Below are 19477 nucleotides of genomic sequence, written 5' to 3' on the forward strand. Positions count from 1 at the left end.
GTCACGTACCGGCGAGCGGCAGCGCCACGGCGACCAACTTCCCGTTCGCGGCGGCCTTGTCCAGCGCGTCCCGCAGCAGGTCCTCCCGGGGCTGACGGCCGATCGACCCCACCGGCGCCGCGAACATCAGCACCTGCTGGTGCTTGTTGGCGGCGGCCCGCCAGCTGTCGGTCACCTGCAGCGGCTGGTGCGCCTGCCACCAGGCCACCGGCTGCCCCCCGTTCGCCGAGGGCTGCAGCACCGCGTGCAGCTGGCCCATGGCCAGCAGGACGGACCAGCCGTGCAGCACCGGGGGGACGGACGCCAGCTCGGTCACCGGCATGAAGCCCTGCTCGATGAGGAGCGGGAGGAAGTCGTCGCCGGCCGTGGTGGTGCCCGGGCGGGCGATCGGCGAGGTCGGCTCGACGACCAGCGCCGGGTGCAACTCGTTGTCGATCAGGACGAGTCCGCTGGTCACACCGAGCACGGCCTGCTCGGGCACGGCCCTGTGCGGCTCGCCGCCGGCCAGGTCGCCGGCGCCGGCGCCGATGGACCGGACGGCGCCCTGCAGCTGTTCCTCCGTCACCTGGACGACCTGCGAGGGCAGGCAGCTGGCGTGGGCGAAGGCGAGGACGGCGGTCTCGTCGCCGACGAACAGGACGGTGCTGGTGCGCTCCTGCTCGGAGTCGCCCGGGGTGCGACAGGACGTGCAGTCGTAACTGCCCGGGGCGTTCTCTCCGGCGAGCAGCCGGTCGGCTTCTTCGTCGCCGATCTCGGCGCGTACGGCGTCGCTGACGTCGAGCATGCGCGGCACGGGTGGCTCCCTCGGGATGCGGTGCTGGGGTCGGCCGGGTGGCTCCCGGCCGATGAGCCCCGGGGCTCAGGGCTCATGAAGAAGACAACGGGCGTCCTGTGGTGGGGGTCACGCCCCGAGGGGGACCGGTTCGAACCTTCCACCGCACAGCGTTACTTTGCGTAATGAACCGAACCTGTTCCGTCAACTTCGCGCATGGTCAAGGAACTTGTACGGGTGATGTGGGTCACGGTTTGCCTGGGGTGGTGGTCGACAAATCGGGAAATCAGCGGATGTAGTGGGTGACCGGAAATCGCCGATACCTGCGGTAACACCCAACTGGCCTGGACCGACGGGGAGTTGGTTGATCCGGGCCGCTCGACCTCCTTACATTCCTCCGCCGTGTGCAACGAGCACCGCTCGGGAACGTCCGCCGGCCGGCATCAGGCAGAGTCGCATCGCCGACACCGGTCACGACGGACGGGGCGGACGCGCCGAACCGCGGCCCTACGCGGCGACGCGCGCCCCGCCTCGGGGGAGCCCGGGTTCGTGGAGAGGGAACTACATGTCCGATTGTGCCGATACCACCCGCAACACCGCCCGTCCCGAGAGTGCGCGTCCCGACGGCGCCCGCAGGGGCCGTACGGCGGCCGCGCTCGCCGGAGCCGCGCTGCTGGCCCCGCTGGGGCTGCTGGCCGCGACCGGTGACGCCACCGCAGCGGACAACGGGGTGTGGGACCGCATCGCCCAGTGCGAGAGCGGCGGCAACTGGCACATCAACACCGGCAACGGCTACTACGGCGGACTCCAGTTCTCCGCCTCGACCTGGCGCGCGTACGGCGGCACCGCCTACGCCCCGACGGCCGACCAGGCCTCCAGGAGCGCGCAGATCGCCGTCGCCACCAAGGTCCAGGGCGCCCAGGGCTGGGGTGCCTGGCCGGTCTGCTCGGCCCGGGCCGGGGCCTCCGGCGGCGCCCCGGCGGCCGCCCACGGCGGCTCCTCCGGAACGGCGGCCTCCCGCGGCGGCGCGACGACGCGGTCAGCCCCCGTGCGGTCCGCCCCGGCGAAGGCGCCGGAACGCCCGGCGGCCACCCCCGGGCGCGCGGCCTCGCACGGTGACTACACCGTCCGCGAGGGCGACACCCTGAGCATCATCGCCGCCCGGCACGGAACCACCTGGCAGCGGATCTACGCCGCCAACAAGGCCGTCATCGGCGACGACCCCGATCTGATCGTGCCCGGCCAGCGCCTCGCGATCTGAGCGCCGGACCCGGCGCGTCCGACAGTCGCCGTCCCGGCGGGGACGGCGGCTGTCCGCGTTCCGGGCGCCGTGAGCCCGGGCAGGGGTAGCCGGCGATTATGTGCTGAATCGGTGAAATTCCTATGTGCCGTCAGCCGGTGCGCCGACGCGACGGATTGCCCGGCGAATCGCGTCCGGGTCCGCCCCCAACACCGATCGCGGCGCTTTACCCCGGCGAATTCGGAACGCCTCTCCGACACGCGAGAATTCTGTTCGATTACCCCGGTAAGACGAACGGAAACCCCCGTACGTGTGACGGAGTTCGAGCAAAGCGCGGGCCCGCAGGCTGTGACAGAAGTGTGACGGGGGACTGACCCTTCTCTTACCCGGACGTGCGGGACTAGCGTGGCCGCATGGCACCGATTCCCACTCCGCCAGCGGAGCCCCAGGACAGTCCGGACGGGTACGTCGGCCTCGACGCCGCGCACGCCCAGCGGCTCGCTCGGCAGCGCGGCTGGTCGACGGTGCGGTCCCTGCCGCCGGACGCGATCATCACCATGGAGTACCGGGCCGGACGGCTGAACTTCGAGGTGCGGGACGGCCGGGTGGCCCGCGCCTGGAAAGGCTGACCCCCCCCGCGCGGCCCGGACGCGCGTACGGCGAAGGCCCCGCTCCTCTTACTGGAGCGGGGCCTTCGCCGTGGCGCGGGGTGGTGGTGCGTACCGGGACCCGCTGCCGTTTCCTTCGTCAGCCGCCGGTCAGGGGGCGGGCCGACTGGGACGTGCCGCGCGGGAGGCGGTCGGTGTGCGCGAGGCGGTCGGCGTGCGGCGGGCGGCGGCTGCCCGCCGGGGTGACCGGGGTCCGCTCCGAACGGGTCGTGTGCGGTCCCGGCGCCAGGTGCGCCAGGCCCCGGGAGGCCCGGGTCGGGGAGACCGGCTCGCGGGCCGGCACCGGCTGCCCGGCCGGCGCGCCGCGGGTCTTGAGCAGCACCGGCCGGACCGGGACGGCCGGTTCGGGCGCGGGCAGACCACGGCGTGTGCGCCAGCGGTCGCGCAGGTCGAAGAGCCACATCTCCGCCCTGGTGACCAGCGGCTCGAACCAGGGCAGCGCGAGCAGGATCAGCAGGCCCGCGGCCCAGCCCAGCAGCACGTCGCTCAGCCAGTGCGTACCGAGGTAGACGGTGGTGAGGCCGACGCCGAGCGAGGTGACCGCGGAGAGGGCCGACAGCCAGCGGCGCGCTCTCGGGCTGGAGGCCAGGTACGCCAGGATTCCCCAGGTCACCACCGCGTTGGCGGTGTGGCCGCTGGGGAATATATCGCCGCCCAGGCCCATCTCGTTCGAGCCGATCACGGTGGCGTAGTGCGGACCGAGCCGGCCCATGCCGATCTTGGCGGCGCCGACCGTGATGTTCAGCAGCAGCAGCGAGGCGGCCAGGGTGAGCAGCGGGCGGAGGGTGTGCTGCCGCCAGGAGCGCCAGCCGAGCCAGGCCGCGACCATCACGGCGGTGGGGCCGCGCTGGCCCAGCACCACGTAGTAGTCGAGGAACGCGTGGATCTCCGGCCACTGCTGGTACGGCCGGAAGAACATGACCTGCCAGTCCAGCCGGACCAGCCAGGAGGTGGTCACCACGGCCCACACGATCGCCAGGTAGAAAGCCAGGGTCGCCGAGAACAGGACGACCCGGTGCCGGCTCATCCTCGGCACATCGATGTGGGCCGGTCGTTCCGGCTCACGGTCCAGTCTGGCGAACACCCGGTCCAGACGCCGGGTGAGGTTTCGTTCGGTACGCACCCAATCGACGTTACAGCGAGTGAGCGGTGTTCCCGGTCGAAACAGCGGCTTTGTGATGACGATGTGATGTGGGAAACGTCTCAAGGGCGGCCCGAATTCCCGGGATTCCGCAATCCGAGGAGACCGATCGGGCCAATTCCTTTGATCATGCCGGGTGTTGTTTATATAGCGCTTATGAATGCGTTAACCCGGTCCTGGCGCGGAATTTTCCGGGGTGTCATCGGCCGGCCGAGTGGATCACGGTGGGCCGGAGCCGTTCAGCCAGAACGCCCCGTAGACCGCCGCCACGACCGCCAACCCGGCGATGACCAGCGCCGATCGGGAGGCGCGCAGCCGGGCCAGGGCACCGGCGAGCGGCAGCAGCACCGGGAAGGCGGGCATCAGCAGCCGCGGCTTGGAGCCGAAGTAGCTTGACGCGCACAGGGCGAGAGCGAGCACGACCCCCGTGTACACCAGCAGGGCGACCGGCTGGCGCCCGCGGACCCCGGTGACGTACAGCCAGATCAGCAGGGCCACCCCGGCGATCAGGCCGAGGCCGGCGAGGGCGGACGGAAATGACGTGAACTTGTCGGCCACGAAGCGGGCGAAGGCGTAGCCGCCGTCGAACCCGTTGCGCCACCCGGCCTGGACGTCCAGATAGCCGAGCGGGCCCCGGCCGGTGCGGTGGCCGACCCAGAGGACGTACCCGGCGGCACCGAGCGGAGCGAGCAGCATGCCGAGCGCACGGCGCCGGACAGGGGTGCGTTCACGGTGGTGTGCGCCCGGCGTGTGCAGCGTGCCGCGCTCTCGCACGAACGAGACCACGCCCGCCGTCCACACCGCGGCGACCACCGCGAGCCCCACCGGCCGGGTCAGCCCCGCCAGCGCCGCCAGCGCGCCCGCGCTCACCCACCGCCCGGTCAGCACCGCGTACAGCGACCAGGCCGCCAGCGCGGTGAACAGCGACTCGCTGTACGCCATCGACTGCACGATCCCGACCGGCAGCACCGCCCACAGCAGCACCGCGCACAGCCCGACCCGCGGCCCGTACACCCGGTCCGCGACCGCGAAGATCCCGGCCGCGGCGGCCGCCGAGGCCAGCAGGCTCACCACGAACCCGGCGTCCGCGTACGACAGCGGCGTGAGCGCGTGCCCCAGCCGCTCCAGCCACGGCAGCAGCGGGAAGAACGCGAGATTGGAGTGGACGTCCCCGTTCGGCAGCCGCACCTCGTAGCCGTAGCCCAGCTCGGCGACCCGCGTGTACCAGAGGGAGTCCCAGCGGGCGGTCAGCAGGGTGTACGCGCTCCTGCCGCGCGCGGCGCTCCACACCGCCAGCACCAGCAGCCCCAGGGCGCGGACCGCCGCATAGCCCAGCAGGGCCGGCGCCGCTCGGCGCAGAAGAGGGGCGCGGGGGGTGTCCACGCGCGTCGCAAGATCGGTCACGGGCTCGATTATCGACCGCCCGCCACGCCGGACCGGCCGCCGGGTGGGGGTCAAGAGGGGGTGACGTGGCGTACGCCACACGGGTTCCGTCGAACGTGTGAGAGGTCCGCCACGTGTCCCCGGGGTGAACTCGCGTACGCTGGCGAGTCACCCGCGTGGGTTCGCGCGGGCCGGAGACACCGCTCCTCTCCGGCCGTACGACAGGGAGTCCCCACCCCGTCGGTCCGCCCCACGCGAGGGATCATCTGGGAGGTACGTACATGTCCGGGACGACCACGGCTGCCGTCCGGCAGCACCGTCGGGCGGCCGGGGCCGGTGCCAACCGGTGGATCGTCCTCGTCGTCCTCTGCGCCAGCCTGCTGCTCGTCGCCCTCGACGCGACCGTGCTGCACGTGGCGGTCCCCGCCGTCACCGAGGACCTCAAGCCGGGCGCCGTGGAACTGCTCTGGATCGTCGACGTCTATCCGCTGGTCTGCGCCTCGCTGCTGATTCTCTTCGGCACCCTCGGCGACCGGGTCGGCCGCAGACGCGTCCTGCTGCTCGGCTACGGCCTCTTCGGCGTCGCCTCCGCCGTGGCCGCGTTCGCGCAGACCGCCGAGACGCTCATCCTGGCCCGCGCGCTGCTCGGCGTCGGCGGCGCCATGATCATGCCCGCGACCCTGTCGATCCTCCGCCAGGTCTTCCCGGACCGGCGCGAGCGCGCCCTCGCCATCGGCATCTGGAGCGCGGTCGCCGCGGTCGGCGCGGCGGTCGGACCGCTGCTCGGCGGATTCCTGCTGGAGCACTTCTGGTGGGGCGCGGTCTTCCTGGTCAACATCCCGCTGATGCTGGTCAGCCTGCCGGTGGGCCGGGCCCTGCTGCCCGAGTCCCGGGGCGACGGCGAAGGCCCCTGGGACGTGACCGGCGCGCTGATGGCGGCGGCCGGGCTGTTCGGCGTGGTCCTCGGGGTGAAGCGGCTCGGCGGCGGCGAGACGGGGATGAGCCCCTTCACCGTGCTGCCGCTGCTGGTCGGCGCGGCCCTCCTCTTCCTCTTCGTCCGGCGCCAGCGCCGGCACCCGCATCCGCTGGTGGACCTGCGCACGTTCCGGCGGCCCGCGTTCAGCACCTCGGTGGGCTGCATCGTGCTCGCCATGCTGGCGCTGGTCGGCCTGGAGCTGATCGCCGCCCAGTACCTGCAACTGGTGCTCGGCCTGTCCCCGCTGGAGACCGGCCTGCGGCTGCTGCCCCTGACCCTCGCGGCCATGGCGGCGGGCCTGGCGGGCGCCCGTATGCTGCGCCGGTTCGGGCCGCGCCGGATGGTGTGCTTCGGCTTCTGCCTGACGGCCGCCGCGGTGCTGACGCTCACGGCCATGGGCGGCACCGACAACCCGACGCTGCTGCTGTCCGGCTTCGTGCTGCTGGGCTTCGGTCTGGAGACCACGCTGTTCGGCGCCTACGAGTCGATGCTGAGCGAGGCCCCGGCCGAGCAGGCCGGCGGCGCGGCGGCGATCGGCGAGACGTCGTACCAGCTCGGCGCCGGTATCGGCATCGCGCTGCTGGGCAGCGTGATGAACGCGGCCTACACGCCGGGACTGCGCTCGGTGCCGGGCGTGCCGCGGGGCGCGTCGGACGCGGCGGGCCACTCGCTCGGCGAGGCCTACGAGGTCGCCGGCCGGCTCGGCGGAACCGCCGGGGACGCACTGCGCCGGGCGGCGCGGGACTCCTTCGTGCACGGACTGCACGTGACCCTGCTGGTGAGTGCGGGGCTGTTGCTGCTGGGCGCGGTGATGGCGCTGCGGCTGCCGCGGATCATGCAGTGCGGGGAGGAGCCGGCCGGGGCCGAGGTGGGGCTGCCGGCGCCGCGGGAGGCGGAGGCGGCGGCCGGGAAGCCGCGGGTCTCCGCCTGACCTCCTCTGGACGTGCGGGACCCGGCACCGTAACGTCGGCCGGGAAGCCGTAACTAGCGCTGCTAGTTTTATCGACGTCCCGTGTCCCGGAGGGTGTTCCATGTCCGCGTCCGCGAAGCTGCCCCCGTTCGATGCCGCCGACCCGCTGGGGATCGACGACCTGCTGGAGCCGGAGGACCTGGCGGTCCGGGACACCGTCCGCAGCTGGGCCGCCGATCGTGTGCTGCCCCACATCGCCGACTGGTACGAGAAGGGCGAGCTGCCCGGCATCCGGGACCTCGCGCGTGAACTGGGGGCGATCGGCGCGCTCGGCATGTCGCTCACCGGGTACGGCTGCGCCGGCGCGAGCGCCGTGCAGTACGGCCTGGCCTGCCTGGAGCTGGAGGCGGCCGACTCCGGCATCCGCTCGCTGGTCTCGGTGCAGGGCTCCCTGGCGATGTACGCCATCCACCGGTTCGGCAGCGAGGAGCAGAAGCTCCAGTGGCTGCCGCGCATGGCCGCCGGCGAGGTCATCGGCTGCTTCGGGCTGACCGAGCCCGACCACGGCTCCGACCCCGCCGCCATGCGCACCCACGCCAAGCGCGACGGCGACGACTGGGTGCTCAACGGCCGCAAGATGTGGATCACCAACGGTTCGGTCGCCGGGGTGGCCGTCGTCTGGGCGCAGACCGAGGAGGGCATCCGCGGCTTCGTCGTCCCCACCGACACCCCCGGCTTCTCCGCGCCGGAGATCAAACACAAGTGGTCCCTGCGCGCCTCCGTCACCAGCGAACTCGTCCTGGACGACGTACGCCTGCCCGCCACGGCCGTGCTGCCGGAGGTCACCGGGCTGCGCGGACCGCTCAGCTGTCTCTCGCACGCCCGCTACGGCATCGTCTGGGGTGCGATGGGCGCGGCGCGCAGCAGCTTCGAGGCGGCCCTCGACTACGCGAAGTCACGGGAGCAGTTCGGGCGGCCCATCGGCGGCTTCCAGCTCACCCAGGCCAAGCTCGCCGACATGGCGGTGGAGCTGCACAAGGGGATTCTGCTCGCCCACCACCTGGGGCGGCGGATGGACGCCGGCCGCCTGCGTCCCGAGCAGGTCAGCTTCGGCAAGCTCAACAACGTCCGCGAGGCGATCGAGATCTGCCGTACGGCGCGGACGATCCTCGGTGCCAACGGGATCTCCCTGGAGTACCCGGTGATGCGGCACGCGACCAACCTGGAATCGGTGCTCACCTACGAGGGCACCGTCGAGATGCACCAGCTCGTGCTGGGCAAGGCGCTCACCGGGCTCGACGCCTTCCGGTGAGGCCCGGTGCGGGGCGGGGCCGGTGCGCGGCCCTGCCTCAGCTCTGGTTGAAGAAGCCGTCCGAGCGGTGGGCGGACGCCTCACCGCTGATGATCTCCGTGTCGGCCGGGGTGAGCAGGAACACCCGGTTCGAGACCCGGTCGATCGAGCCGCGCAGACCGAAGATGAGCCCCGCCGCGAAGTCCACGACCCGCTTGGCGTCGCCGGGCTCCATGTTGGTGAGGTTCATGATGACCGGGACACCCTCCCGGAACAGCTCGCCGATGGCGCGGGCGTCCCGGAAGCTGTCCGGGGTGACCGTGCCGATCCGGCGTCCCTTCTCCTCGGCGGTGTCCGTGGCCACCTTCACCCGCGGGTCGGTGACCCAGGCGTCCCCGGACTCGGTGCCCTCGGAGTAGTCGTCGTCGTAGTAGCGCTCGTCATCGTTGTCGTCGACGAGGCCGAGCCACGCACTCGCCTTGCGTACCGATCCCATGGACGCCTCCTCTCACAGCGGTCTTTCTTGCTTTCCGCATCCCTATGGTCATCCATGATGCGGACGCCTCGCCAAGTGGATAGACGCCGCGCGGGGGGTTTGTGACGGTACTGGTGCACAGCAGATCCGTCGAGAGTCCTTGTGCCCCAAGGGGCGAGACTCATACGGCTGCTGACTGAGAGTGAAATATGATTGTCTGCGGCGGACGGGTGACGCGCGGTGCGTACGGGTGAACGCCAACGTCGTATCACAGTACGGGGGATGTTGTGTTCGGAATCGTCAGGCCGTGTGCCCACCGGCTCGGTGAGCAGCTGAGAGCCGACTGGACGGCACACCTGTGCGGGCTGTGTCTGGCCCTGCGCCGGGACCACGGTCAGTTCGCACGTGTCGTGACGAACTATGACGGACTCCTCATATCGGTTCTGACAGAGGCTCAGACCGGCTCGGTGGACGGTGGCCGCCGGACGGCCGGCCCGTGTGCGCTGCGTGGCATGCGCACCGCGTCCGTCGCCCAGGGTGAGGGCGCGCGGCTCGCCGCGGCCGTCTCGCTGGTGCTCGCCGCCGCGAAGGTGCGCGACCACGTCGCCGACCGGGACGGACTGCTGGCCCGCAGGCCGGTCGCCGCCGCCGCGCGCCGGGTCGCCGCGAGCTGGGGCCGGGCCGGGGAGCACAGCGGGGCGGCGGTCGGCTTCGACACCGGTGTCCTGGTCGACGCCGTCGACCGGCAGCTCGGCCTGGAGACCGTGGCCGGTCCCGGCACGCCGATCCTGACGGTCACCGAGCCGACCGAGACCGCGACCGCCGCGGCCTTCGCGCACACCGCGGTGCTGGCCGGGCGGCCGGGCAACGCCGAGCCCCTGGCGGAGGCCGGCCGGCTCTTCGGCCGGCTCGCCCACCTCCTGGACGCCGTGGAGGACCGGCACGCCGACGCCCTGTCGGGTGCCTGGAACCCCCTCACCGCCACCGGCACGCCCCTCACCGAGGCCCGCCGGCTCGCCGACGACGCCCTGCACGGCATCCGGCTCGCCCTGCGGGAGGCCGAGTTCCGCGACGGCGGACTCGTCCACCTCCTCCTCGTCCACGAGCTGCGCCGCTCGGTCGACCGCGCCTTCGGCACGGCACCGCTGTGCGCCTCCCATCAGCACGGGGCGCCGCAGGGGCCGTACGCCGGAGGGCACGCGTACGGCCCCGCCGCCCCCTATCCGGGGGGCGGCCATCCGTACGCCGGTGGCGGACCCGCCGGTGGGGGCGGCGGTTTCGGCGGCGGGTCCGGGGGCGGTTCCGGGCCCGAGCCCGCCAAGGGCAGACGTGGTTTCTGGGCGGGCTGCGGGATGTTCTTCGCGCTGTTCTGCACGTGCAGGATGTGCTGCGCCGAGGAATACGAGGGACCGTGGTCCCGGAAGAGGCGCAACGGCTGCTGTGAGTGGTGCGACTGTTCCTGCCCCGGGGGCTGCGACGGCTGCGATTGCTGCTGCCCCTGCGACGGTTGATTCAGTCCTTGAGTTCCGGCGGACTGATCCGCGACGTCTTGATGGCCGAACCGGTCGTGCCCCACTTCTTGAGAATCCGGTCGTAGGTGCCGTCGGACAGCAGTTTGTTCACCGCCGCCTGGAACGCCGGCGTCAGTTCCGAGCCCTTCTTGAAGGCGAAACCGACGTCCAGGCGGTGGAATTCGTTGAGGAACTTCAGACCCTCCTGGTGCGCGACGTCGTAACGCAGCCCGTTGATCGTGGACATCACGACGTCGCTGCGGCCCTGCTGGACCGAGGACCAGATGGCGCTCGACTCGGCGTACGTCTGCACCTGGTACGCCTTCTTGCCCGCGTCGGCGCACACGTGCTTGTTCTCCTCCAGCGTGGCCTCGAACGTCGTGCCCGCGCTGGTCGCGACCTTCAGGCCGCACAGCTGCGCCAGTTCCGTGATCTTCGACAGCTTGCTGTCCTTGCGGGTGGCGAAGCCCTGGCCGTCGTTGATGTAGGTGACGAAGTCGATGGTCTTGCGGCGCTCGTCGGTGACGCCGAAGTTGCTCGCGCCGAAGTCGTACTTGCCGCTGTCCAGGGCGGGCAGGATCGCCTCGAAGCTCGCCTGCTCCACCTTCAGTTCGATGCCGAGGACCCGGGCGACGGCCCGGGTGAAGTCGACGTCCTGGCCGGTCAGGGTCTTGCCGTCGTCGACGTAGGTGGTGCCGGGTGGGGTGCCGCCGACGCTGACCGCGACGGTGAGGCTCCTCGTGCCGGCGGGCAGCAGCTTCGCCGCGGAGTCGTCCTTGCGCACGGCCGAGACGACGTCGGTGGTGGGCACTTCCAGGGGCTTGGCCGCCACCGAGGTGGTGCCCGTGTCGCCGGAGCCGCAGGCGGTGAGGAGCAGAGCGGCCGAGGTAATCGTGACAAAAGGTATCAAAAGGTGCGTACGCATGGGATGGCGATCTCCTGGCGGCAGAAGGCGTGCAGAGCGCGAGCGCGAGGGGAGGGGTGCGCGTGTGAAGGCGAGGAAAAAGAGGGAGAGCGCGAATGCGCCTGCCCGTGGGGCAGGGCCGTGCAGGGGGTCAGCTCAACAGGAACAGGACCACACGCGACCGAAGTCGATGTGGGAGCGGGTGACCAGCCACTGCTGTGGATGCATGGGCCAAGTGGAACAGGCATCCGGTTTCCCGTCAACCGAGTTGAGATGTACGGCTCACACTCTGGACAGCCTTGACAGCGGACCGAAACGCCCCCGTACTCTCGGTGCACGGTCCTGCTGAGGGGCTCGGCCGTAACGCGCCGCCGGGCGCGTCCGTGTGAAGGCACCACCCGTGTTCGACCATCGCGTCACGGAGCCTTCGCATGTCATCCGACACCCTCGCCAAAGTCGCCACCGCCCCGGACACACCCGAGCCGGCCGACGCCCCCCGGATCGTCCCGCAGCGCCGGTACGGCCAGTGGGCGGCAGCTGCCGTCGTCCTCGTACTGCTCGGGTTCGCCGTCAACTCCGTCCTACGCAACCGGGCGTTCCAGTGGGACGTCGTCGCCGACTACTTCACCTCCGACTCCGTCCTGCGCGGACTGTGGCTCACCCTGTGGCTGACCGCGGTGGTGATGGTCCTCGGCTTCGCCCTCGGCACCCTGCTCGCCGCGTTCCGGCTGTCCGCCAACCCCGTGCTGCGGGCGGTCAGCTGGGGGTACGTCTGGCTGTTCCGGTCCATCCCGATCCTGGTGCAGCTGCTGCTCTGGTTCAACATCGGGGCGCTGTACCCGCGGCTGTTCGGGGTGCGGACCGTCGACCTGCTCAGCCCGGTCGCCGTCGCGATCGTCGGCCTCACCCTGCACGAGGCCGCCTACGCCGCCGAGGTCGTCCGCGGCGGCATCCTCTCCGTCGACCGCGGCCAGATCGAGGCCGCCCAGGCGCTCGGCCTGAGCCCCTGGCGGCGCTGGCGGCGGATCGTGCTGCCGCAGGCGATGCGCGCCATCGTGCCGCCCGCCGGCAACATGCTGATCGGCACCCTCAAGGGCACCTCGATCGTCAGCGTCATCGCCGTCAACGACCTGCTGTTCTCCGCCCAGTTGATCTACCACCGCACCTACCAGGTGATCCCGCTGCTGATGGTCGCCACCCTCTGGTACGCCGTGGTCACCTCGCTGCTGGGCATCGGCCAGTACTACGTCGAGAAGCGCTACGCCCGCGGCACGGAGAACGCCCGATGAGGCAGCAGCTGGTGATCGTCGGAGCCGGGCCGCGGGGGACCGGCATCCTGGAACGCCTCGCCGCCAACGCGCCGGCCCTGTACACCGGTCCGGGCCTCGACATCCACCTGGTCGACCCCCACCCGCCGGGCGGCGGACGCATCTGGCGGCAGGCGCAGTCCCCGCTGCTGTGGATGAACTCGCAGGCCGAGGACGTCACCATGTTCACCGACGACACGGTGACCATGGATGGCCCGGTGCGCGAGGGCCCCACCCTGCACGAGTGGGCCGGGCTGGACGGCCGTACCTTCCCCGACCGGCAGCTCCAGGGCCGCTATCTGCGCTGGGTGTACGACCGGGCCCTCGCCGACCTGCCCCCGAACGTCACCGTCCACCACCACCCGCACCGCGCCCTGCGGGTCGGCGGGCCGCGCGAGGGCCGCCAGCAGGTCTGGCTGGAGGGCCGCCCGCACCCGCTCACGGCCGACCTGGTGATCCTCGCCGTCGGCCACCAGGACGCCGAACTCGACACCGAGCAGACCGGGTTGTCCGCGTACGCCCGCGAGCACGGCCTGGTGCACCTGCCGCCCGACTTCACCGCCGACAGCGACCTCTCCGCGCTCGAACCCGGCGCACCCGTCCTCGTCCGCGGCTTCGGGCTGGCCTTCGTCGACCTGATGGTGCTGCTCACCGAGGGGCGCGGCGGGCGGTACGAGGGCGACACCTACCTCCCCTCGGGACGGGAGCCGGTGCTGTACGTCGGCTCCCGGCGCGGGGTGCCGTACCACTCGAAGATCGGCTACGACTGGACCGGCGACCGGCCCCCGCTGCCCCGCTTCCTCGGCCCCGCCGAGGTGACGGAGCTGCTGGCCCGGCCCCAGGGCTTCGACTTCCGGCGCGATGTGTGGCCGCTGGTCGAGAAGGAGCTGGGCTTCGCCCACTACCACCGGCTGTTCACCGCCCACCCCGGGCGTACGGCGATGGCCTGGACCGACTTCGAGGAGAAGTACGCGGCGGCCGGCGACCCCGCCGAGACGCGGGCACTGGTCGCGGCCGCCGTACCGGATCCGGCCGACCGGCTCGACCTCGGCGCGCTCGACCACCCGCTGGAGGGCGTGCGGTACGCCTCGCACGACGACTTCCAGGAAGGGCTCCGGGAGTACATCGAGGCGGACCTCGCACGCCGGCACGACCCGGCACACAGCGCCGACCTGGCCGTCTTCCTCGGACTGCTCTCCGTGTACGGGCAGCTGGTGCGGCTCGGCGACATCGGATCCTGGTGGCACGGCTTCTTCAGCTACCTGGCGTCCGGTCCGCCCGGGCCCCGGCTGCGGCAGATGCTCGCGCTGTCCCGGGCCGGACTGCTCCGGTTCGTCGGGGCCGGGATGACCGTCACCGCCGAGGACGGCCTGTTCCGGGCCGCCAGCCCCACCGTGCCGGGCTTCTCCGTCGAGGCCCGGGCCCTGGTCGAGGCCCGGCTGCCCGAGCCCACCATCGGGCGCGCCCGCGACAGCCTGCTGCGCGAACTGCACGCCGACGGCGCCGCCGAGACCCCCGAGGGACTGCTCCGGGTCGACCCCGGCGACGGCCGGATCCTCGACCGCGCCGGGCGCCCGCATCCCCGGCGCTTCGCCCTCGGCCCCTACACCGACGCCCGTACCCCCGGCGCCTTCACCCGCCCCCGCACCGGCGGCCCCGCCTTCCGGCAGAACGACGCGACCGCCCGGGCGGTGCTGGCCTTGCTGAGCGGCTCACTGGAAAAGGAACTCGCGCGATGAGCGTCATGGTCGACATCAGGTCGGTGCACAAGAGCTTCGGCTCGCTGGACGTGCTCAGGGGCATCGACCTCCAGGTGCGCGCCGGCGAGGTCACCGTCGTGCTCGGGCCCTCCGGCTCCGGCAAGTCCACGCTGCTGCGCACCATCAACCACCTGGAGAAGGTGGACCGGGGCGAGATCAGCGTGGACGGCGCGCTGATCGGCTACCGGCGGGCCGGGAACAGGCTGCACGAGCTGCCCGAGCGGGAGGTGCTCGGACAGCGCACCCGGATCGGCTTCGTCTTCCAGAACTTCCACCTCTTCCCGCACCTCACCGTCCTGGACAACGTCGTCGAGGCGCCGGTGTCCGCGCTGAAGCGGCCCCGGAGGGCGGCGGTGGAGAGCGCGCACCGGCTGCTGGCGCGGGTCGGGCTCGGGGACAAGGCCGGCGCCTATCCGCGGCAGCTGTCCGGCGGGCAGCAGCAGCGGGTCGCCATCGCGCGGGCACTGGCGCTGGAGCCGAAGCTGCTGCTGTTCGACGAGCCGACGTCGGCGCTCGATCCCGAGCTGGTGGGGGAGGTGCTGGACGTCATCCGGGACCTGGCGGCGCAGGGCACGACGATGATCGTCGTCACGCACGAGATCGGGTTCGCCCGCGAGGTCGCCGACACGGTGGTGTTCATGGCCGACGGGCGGATCGTGGAGCAGGGGCCGCCACAGGAGGTGCTGGGCGCCCCCCGCGAGGACCGGACCCGTGCGTTCCTGGCGAAGGTGCTGTGAGGGTGGCGGCCGTGGGACGGGGCGCGGTGGGTTCGGGGGGCGCGGATGAGTAGCCTGCTGCACCTCGCGGCCGCCCTAGATCTGCCGGGGGTGGTCGACGGCGGGGCCTACGTGGAGCTGGCCCGGCTCGCCGAGCGGGGCGGGCTGGACTTCGTGACGCTGGACGACTCCTTCGCCCGGCCCGGGCCCGAGGCGCTCGGCGTGCTGTGCCGGGTGGCGCCCGCGACCCGGCGGATCGGGCTGGTGCCGACCGTCACCACCACCCACACCGAGCCCTTCCGGGTGCAGGCCGCCGTGGCCACCCTGGACTGGATCAGCCGGGGCCGGGCCGGCTGGCGGATCGACGTGTCCACCACCGAGGGCGAGGCCCGGCTGTTCGGCCGCCGCCACGCGGCCCCGGCCGAGTCCCTCTGGCAGGAGGCGAGCGAGGTCGCCGACGTGGCGGCGAGGCTGTGGGACAGCTGGGAGGACGGCGCCGAGATCCGGGAGGAGGCCACCGGACGGTTCCTGGACCGGGACCGGCTGCACCGCGTCGACTTCACCGGCACCGCCGTCTCGGTCCGGGGCCCGTCGACCGTGCCCCGGCCGCCGCAGGGCCACCCGGTGCGCATGGTCGACGTCACCGACGGCCCCGCCCGTACCGTCGCCGCCCGGTACGCGGACGTCGCCCTGGTGCGCGCCGCCGCGCCCGCCCAGGCCGCCGGCGTACGGGACCGGCTGCGCGAGGAGGCGAGGGCGTTCGGCCGGGACCCGGACACGCTGCGGGTCCTGGTGAGCCTGCTGGTCGACCTCGGCGACGGCGAGCACGCGGCCGAGCCGGGACACGGCGGCGGCGGCCCGCGGCCCACCGTGCAGGGCCCGCTGTACCGGGGCGGCCCGGTCGACCTCGCGGAACTGATGGCCGCCTGGCACGCCGACGGCGTCACCGACGGCTTCCACCTCGTCCCCGTCGAACCGCGCCGCGATCTGGAGCGGCTGGTCAACGGCACGGTGGCGCTGCTCCAGCACCGCGGACGGTTCCGCACCTTCTACCCGGGCAGCACCCTGCGCGAGCACCTCGGCCTGGCCCGGCCCGCCAACCGGTACACCGCCCGCGGGGTGACGGCCGTGACCGGGGGAACGTCATGACCGTGACGCGGCTGCACCTGGCGGCCGCGCCCCCGGGGGCCGGCGCCGCCGACGGGCCCGGCACGGCCGTATGGGCCGGTGCGCCGGCCGGTGCGCGGCTCGCGTTCGCCGGGTTCGAGCGGCTCGCCCGCACCGCCGAGCGCGGCCTGTTCGACTTCCTCCTGCTCGACGAGGAGCCCCGGCTGCCGGAGCACCGCGGGCGGCTGCACGAGCTGGACCCGGTCGGCGGACCGGAGCCGGTCGCCGTGCTGAACGCGCTCGCCGGGGTCACCGCGCACCTCGGGCTCGCCGCCACCGTGGACGCCGCCCACGGCGAGCCGTACGAACTCGCCCGCAGCCTGGCCACCCTGGACCACCTCAGCGCGGGCCGGGCGGGCTGGCGGGTGGCGGCCTCGGCGGACCCCCGCGCCGGCGCGGACCCGCGCTCCGGGGGGCATCCCGACCCGTACGGCAGGGCCGCCGAACTCGTCGGCGTGGCCCGTCGGTTGTGGGACTCCTGGAGCCCCGGCGGGGCGCCCCGGCCGTTCGCGTACCGCGGCCGGCACTTCGACATCGCCGGCGAGTTCGGGCTGCCCCGCTCGCCCCAGGGGCGGCCCGTGGTGATCCAGACGGGGGAGTCCGAGGGGGCCCGGGAGCTGGCCGCGGCCACGGCCGACGTGCTCCTCGTCCGGCACGGCCCGCCGGAGCCGGCCCGCGCGCGCTACGCCGACGTCAAACGGCGGCTCGCGGCCCACGGCCGCGGGCCACGGGACCTGAAGGTCATGTGTCCGGTCACCGTCGTCCTCGGGGACACCGCGGCCGAGGCGCAGGAGCGGGCCGCCGGTATCCGACGGCAGCGGATCACCCCGCGGTACGCGCTGTACGCGCTGGAGCGGGTCTGGGGCACGGACCTGTCCGGATACGACCCCGACGGCCCGCTGCCCGAGACCGACCCGAGCACCCGGGACCCCCGCACCCGCGCGGTCGCCGAGCGATGGCGGGCGCTGGCCCGGGAGAAGGGGCTGTCCGTCCGGGAGACGGTGATCGAGGTGAGCGGCCGGCAGTCCTTCGTCGGCACGCCCGACACGGTCGCCGCCGATCTGCACCGGTACGCCGGCGAGGGGGCCGCCGACGGCTTCGTGCTGGTCCCGCAGCTGCCGGCCGACGGGTTGGAGGAGTTCGTGGACCGGGTGGTGCCGCTGCTCCAGGAACGCGGGGCGTTCCGCACGCGATACCGGGGCGGCACCCTCCGCTCCCATCTCGGTCTGGCTCCTCCGGCCGGGGAGAGCCGGCCATGACGAGCCGTTCACAGGAGCCGTTCACAGGAGAAAGGAACCGATGGCATGACGACCGACGCGTCCGACGCCTGGAAGCAGTGGCACGAGCAGCGTGTGGAGAGCGTCTCGGCTCCCTACGGGCCGCTCGCGCTGACCGCGACGCACTGGATCGAGGACTATCCGGAGGGTCGACTTCCGGACATTCCCGGGAACTGGGTGGCGGATGAGGGCGGGGTGGTGCTCACGGCCGCGGAGACCGACGGCCTGTCCGTGGACGGCCGGCCCTTCTCCGGTGAGGTCGCACTGGCCGCGGACACCGGCCCGGAGTCCGGGGCGCGGGTCGCGCTCGGCGCGAAGCGGCTGGTCGTGCTGGTGCGCGAGGGCGTGTGGGGAGTGCGGGTGTACGACCCCGGCTCCGCCGCCCGGCAGGCCTTCCGGGGCATCGAGGCCGAGCCCCACGACCCCCGCTGGTCGGTGCCGGGGCGGTTCACGCCGTACGACGGGACGCGCACCATCCGGCTCGGCAACGCGGACGGGCGGGAGCGCGGCTTCGCCCTCGTCGGCGAACTCACCTTCCCGCTGGGCGGACAGCAGCGGACGCTGAAGGTCGCGCAGCAGGGGGACGGGCGGCTGTGGGCGGTGTTCGCCGACGCCACCAGCGGTGACACGAGCTTCCGGTTCCGCTTCCTCTTCTCGCCGGCCCCGGACGCCGAGGGTCGCACGACCGTCGACTTCAACCGCGCCCAACTCCCGCCGTGCGCCTTCGCGGACCACTTCCTCTGCCCCTTCCCGGCCCCCGGCAACACGCTGGACCTGGCGGTCGAGGCGGGGGAGCGCCGGCTGAGCTGACCTGCGGGGCCCCGGTCCGGGCCGCCCTGGGGCGTTCGGGTGGTTCCGGGCCGTCGGCCGAAAGGCACCCTTGTGCCGACCGGCCGTTCGGCCGAATACTCCCCCCAGCGCTTGTCAGGGGCATGCGTATTCGAATCCGGTCGGGTCCCTGGCTGCGCCTCACGGGCCCCGACCCCACGCGGGCCCCCGACTTCCCTTGGAGGGAACGACACGTGAGGAACAAGCGCACCACTCCCCGCGGCACCACGGCGAGACGGACCCGGCTGACCGCTGTGGCCACCGGCTTCCTGGCCGCAGCCGCGTTCGCCGCCCCCACCGCGAACGCCAGCGACGCCCACCCGTTCAGCGCCTCTCAGCTCACCAAGGCGAGCGACTCCGTCCTCAAGGCCGACATCCCCGGTACGGCCTGGGCGGTGGACGGCAACCGTGTCGTCGTCACCGTCGACAGCACGGTGTCCCAGGCCGAGATCGCCAAGATCAGGAAGCAGGCCGGTGCCACCGCGGACGCCCTGGTCGTCAAGCGCACACCGGGCAAGTTCAACAAGCTGATCTCCGGCGGCGACGCCATCTACGCGAGCAGCTGGCGCTGCTCGCTGGGCTTCAACGTCCAGGATTCCAGCGGCAACTACTACTTCCTGACCGCCGGGCACTGCACCGACGGAGCGGGCACCTGGTGGTCGAACTCCTCCCACAGCACCACGCTCGGCACCACGGCCGGCTCCAGCTTCCCGGGCAACGACTACGGCATCGTGCGCTACACCAACGGCTCGGTGACCAAGTCGGGTGCCGTGGGCAGCCAGGACATCACCAGCGCGGCGACGCCCTCCGTGGGCACGACCGTCTACCGGCGCGGGTCCACGACCGGTACGCACAGCGGCCGGGTCACCGCGCTGAACGCCACGGTCAACTACGGCGGCGGCGACATCGTCTCCGGCCTGATCCAGACCACCGTCTGCGCCGAGCCCGGCGACTCCGGCGGCCCGCTGTACGGCGGCTCGACGGCCTACGGCCTGACCTCGGGCGGCAGCGGTGACTGCAGCTCCGGCGGTACGACGTTCTTCCAGCCGGTGACCGAGGCGCTGAGCGCCTACGGGGTGCACGTCTACTGATCATCCGCTGAGCGGGCAGAACTCCGCCGCCGGCAGCCGGCCCCCGCACGCCCCGGGCGT

General features: G+C 72.8%; 17 protein-coding genes. 12 read left to right on the plus strand and 5 right to left on the minus strand.

What is annotated here, in order from left to right; genetic code table 11:
- Position 1 precedes the first annotated feature (1 nt).
- Positions 2-793, minus strand: coding sequence for a hypothetical protein (locus ABZ923_RS23615; RefSeq protein ID WP_361475056.1), 792 nt, complete (start codon positions 791-793; stop codon positions 2-4).
- Positions 794-1337: 544 nt separating this feature from the next.
- On the opposite strand from ABZ923_RS23615, the gene ABZ923_RS23620 reads away from it, so the two are divergent.
- The gene (locus tag ABZ923_RS23620; protein WP_361475058.1) at positions 1338-2033 is read left to right on the plus strand and encodes a transglycosylase family protein; all 696 of its coding nucleotides are present in this window, start codon (positions 1338-1340) and stop codon (positions 2031-2033) included.
- A 392-nt stretch (positions 2034-2425) separates the two neighbouring features.
- Positions 2426-2641, plus strand: coding sequence for an I78 family peptidase inhibitor (locus ABZ923_RS23625; protein ID WP_361475060.1), 216 nt, complete (start codon positions 2426-2428; stop codon positions 2639-2641).
- Between the two features lie 118 nt (positions 2642-2759).
- Here ABZ923_RS23625 and ABZ923_RS23630 read toward each other — a convergent pair whose 3' ends face one another.
- Both ABZ923_RS23630 and ABZ923_RS23635 read right to left on the minus strand, forming a co-directional pair.
- Positions 2760-3803: a phosphatase PAP2 family protein gene (locus tag ABZ923_RS23630; protein ID WP_361475062.1), complete on the minus strand. Its 1044-nt coding sequence runs from the start codon at positions 3801-3803 to the stop codon at positions 2760-2762.
- A 237-nt stretch (positions 3804-4040) separates the two neighbouring features.
- Complete coding sequence (locus tag ABZ923_RS23635) at positions 4041-5225, minus strand: glycosyltransferase family 39 protein (protein WP_361475064.1); 1185 nt, start codon at positions 5223-5225, stop codon at positions 4041-4043.
- Between the two features lie 260 nt (positions 5226-5485).
- Between ABZ923_RS23635 and ABZ923_RS23640 the strand changes: the two genes are divergently transcribed.
- Positions 5486-7111 (plus strand): MFS transporter, encoded by a 1626-nt coding sequence (locus tag ABZ923_RS23640; protein WP_361475066.1) that lies wholly within the window; start codon positions 5486-5488, stop codon positions 7109-7111.
- Positions 7112-7211: 100 nt separating this feature from the next.
- The gene (locus ABZ923_RS23645; protein WP_361475068.1) at positions 7212-8402 is read left to right on the plus strand and encodes an acyl-CoA dehydrogenase family protein; all 1191 of its coding nucleotides are present in this window, start codon (positions 7212-7214) and stop codon (positions 8400-8402) included.
- Positions 8403-8439: 37 nt separating this feature from the next.
- Here the strand turns inward: ABZ923_RS23645 and ABZ923_RS23650 are convergent, their stop codons facing one another.
- Complete coding sequence (locus ABZ923_RS23650; protein WP_361475070.1) at positions 8440-8877, minus strand: cell division protein SepF; 438 nt, start codon at positions 8875-8877, stop codon at positions 8440-8442.
- A 266-nt stretch (positions 8878-9143) separates the two neighbouring features.
- Here ABZ923_RS23650 and ABZ923_RS23655 point away from each other — a divergent pair, with 266 nt between their 5' ends.
- On the plus strand, positions 9144-10367 hold the full coding sequence (locus ABZ923_RS23655) for a DUF5685 family protein (RefSeq protein ID WP_361475072.1): 1224 nt from the start codon (positions 9144-9146) through the stop codon (positions 10365-10367).
- A 1-nt stretch (position 10368) separates the two neighbouring features.
- Here the strand turns inward: ABZ923_RS23655 and ABZ923_RS23660 are convergent, their stop codons facing one another.
- A complete protein-coding gene (locus ABZ923_RS23660) occupies positions 10369-11292 on the minus strand; it encodes an ABC transporter substrate-binding protein (RefSeq protein ID WP_361475074.1) in 924 nt (307 codons plus the stop codon).
- 410 nt (positions 11293-11702) lie between these two features.
- Here ABZ923_RS23660 and ABZ923_RS23665 point away from each other — a divergent pair, with 410 nt between their 5' ends.
- The 7 genes from ABZ923_RS23665 (at position 11703) to ABZ923_RS23695 (ending at position 19417) form a co-directional block, all read left to right on the plus strand.
- The gene (locus ABZ923_RS23665) at positions 11703-12560 is read left to right on the plus strand and encodes an amino acid ABC transporter permease (protein ID WP_361475076.1); all 858 of its coding nucleotides are present in this window, start codon (positions 11703-11705) and stop codon (positions 12558-12560) included.
- Entirely contained in the window at positions 12557-14317 is a 1761-nt protein-coding gene (locus ABZ923_RS23670) for an FAD/NAD(P)-binding protein (RefSeq protein ID WP_361475078.1), read from the plus strand. Before ABZ923_RS23665 ends, ABZ923_RS23670 begins: the two co-directional genes overlap by 4 nt.
- The gene (locus ABZ923_RS23675; protein WP_361475080.1) at positions 14314-15075 is read left to right on the plus strand and encodes an amino acid ABC transporter ATP-binding protein; all 762 of its coding nucleotides are present in this window, start codon (positions 14314-14316) and stop codon (positions 15073-15075) included. The genes ABZ923_RS23670 and ABZ923_RS23675 overlap by 4 nt, the downstream gene beginning before the upstream one ends.
- Before the next feature lie 45 nt (positions 15076-15120).
- Positions 15121-16203: an LLM class flavin-dependent oxidoreductase gene (locus tag ABZ923_RS23680; RefSeq protein ID WP_361475082.1), complete on the plus strand. Its 1083-nt coding sequence runs from the start codon at positions 15121-15123 to the stop codon at positions 16201-16203.
- The gene (locus ABZ923_RS23685; RefSeq protein WP_361475084.1) at positions 16200-17480 is read left to right on the plus strand and encodes an NtaA/DmoA family FMN-dependent monooxygenase; all 1281 of its coding nucleotides are present in this window, start codon (positions 16200-16202) and stop codon (positions 17478-17480) included. The genes ABZ923_RS23680 and ABZ923_RS23685 overlap by 4 nt, the downstream gene beginning before the upstream one ends.
- Before the next feature lie 45 nt (positions 17481-17525).
- Positions 17526-18308, plus strand: a complete 783-nt coding sequence (locus ABZ923_RS23690; RefSeq protein ID WP_361475086.1) for a DUF1684 domain-containing protein — start codon at positions 17526-17528, stop codon at positions 18306-18308.
- 212 nt (positions 18309-18520) lie between these two features.
- The gene (locus ABZ923_RS23695) at positions 18521-19417 is read left to right on the plus strand and encodes a S1 family peptidase (RefSeq protein WP_361475088.1); all 897 of its coding nucleotides are present in this window, start codon (positions 18521-18523) and stop codon (positions 19415-19417) included.
- The last annotated feature ends 60 nt before the right edge of the window (positions 19418-19477 follow it).

The sequence above is a fragment of the Streptomyces sp. NPDC046881 genome, from assembly GCF_040645015.1.
GTDB lineage: Bacteria > Actinomycetota > Actinomycetes > Streptomycetales > Streptomycetaceae > Streptomyces.

Bases quoted from the DNA above. Each gene is read 5' to 3' on its own strand.
- ABZ923_RS23640 (WP_361475066.1), top strand. From the start codon at position 5,486: ATGTCCGGGACGACCACGGCTGCCGTCCGGCAGCACCGTCGGGCGGCC.
- ABZ923_RS23675 (WP_361475080.1), top strand. From the start codon at position 14,314: ATGAGCGTCATGGTCGACATCAGGTCGGTGCACAAGAGCTTCGGCTCG.
- ABZ923_RS23660 (WP_361475074.1), bottom strand. From the start codon at position 11,292: ATGCGTACGCACCTTTTGATACCTTTTGTCACGATTACCTCGGCCGCT.
- ABZ923_RS23685 (WP_361475084.1), top strand. From the start codon at position 16,200: ATGACCGTGACGCGGCTGCACCTGGCGGCCGCGCCCCCGGGGGCCGGC.
- ABZ923_RS23625 (WP_361475060.1), top strand. From the start codon at position 2,426: ATGGCACCGATTCCCACTCCGCCAGCGGAGCCCCAGGACAGTCCGGAC.
- ABZ923_RS23680 (WP_361475082.1), top strand. From the start codon at position 15,121: ATGAGTAGCCTGCTGCACCTCGCGGCCGCCCTAGATCTGCCGGGGGTG.
- ABZ923_RS23665 (WP_361475076.1), top strand. From the start codon at position 11,703: ATGTCATCCGACACCCTCGCCAAAGTCGCCACCGCCCCGGACACACCC.
- ABZ923_RS23645 (WP_361475068.1), top strand. From the start codon at position 7,212: ATGTCCGCGTCCGCGAAGCTGCCCCCGTTCGATGCCGCCGACCCGCTG.
- ABZ923_RS23620 (WP_361475058.1), top strand. From the start codon at position 1,338: ATGTCCGATTGTGCCGATACCACCCGCAACACCGCCCGTCCCGAGAGT.
- ABZ923_RS23690 (WP_361475086.1), top strand. From the start codon at position 17,526: ATGACGACCGACGCGTCCGACGCCTGGAAGCAGTGGCACGAGCAGCGT.
- ABZ923_RS23650 (WP_361475070.1), bottom strand. From the start codon at position 8,877: ATGGGATCGGTACGCAAGGCGAGTGCGTGGCTCGGCCTCGTCGACGAC.
- ABZ923_RS23670 (WP_361475078.1), top strand. From the start codon at position 12,557: ATGAGGCAGCAGCTGGTGATCGTCGGAGCCGGGCCGCGGGGGACCGGC.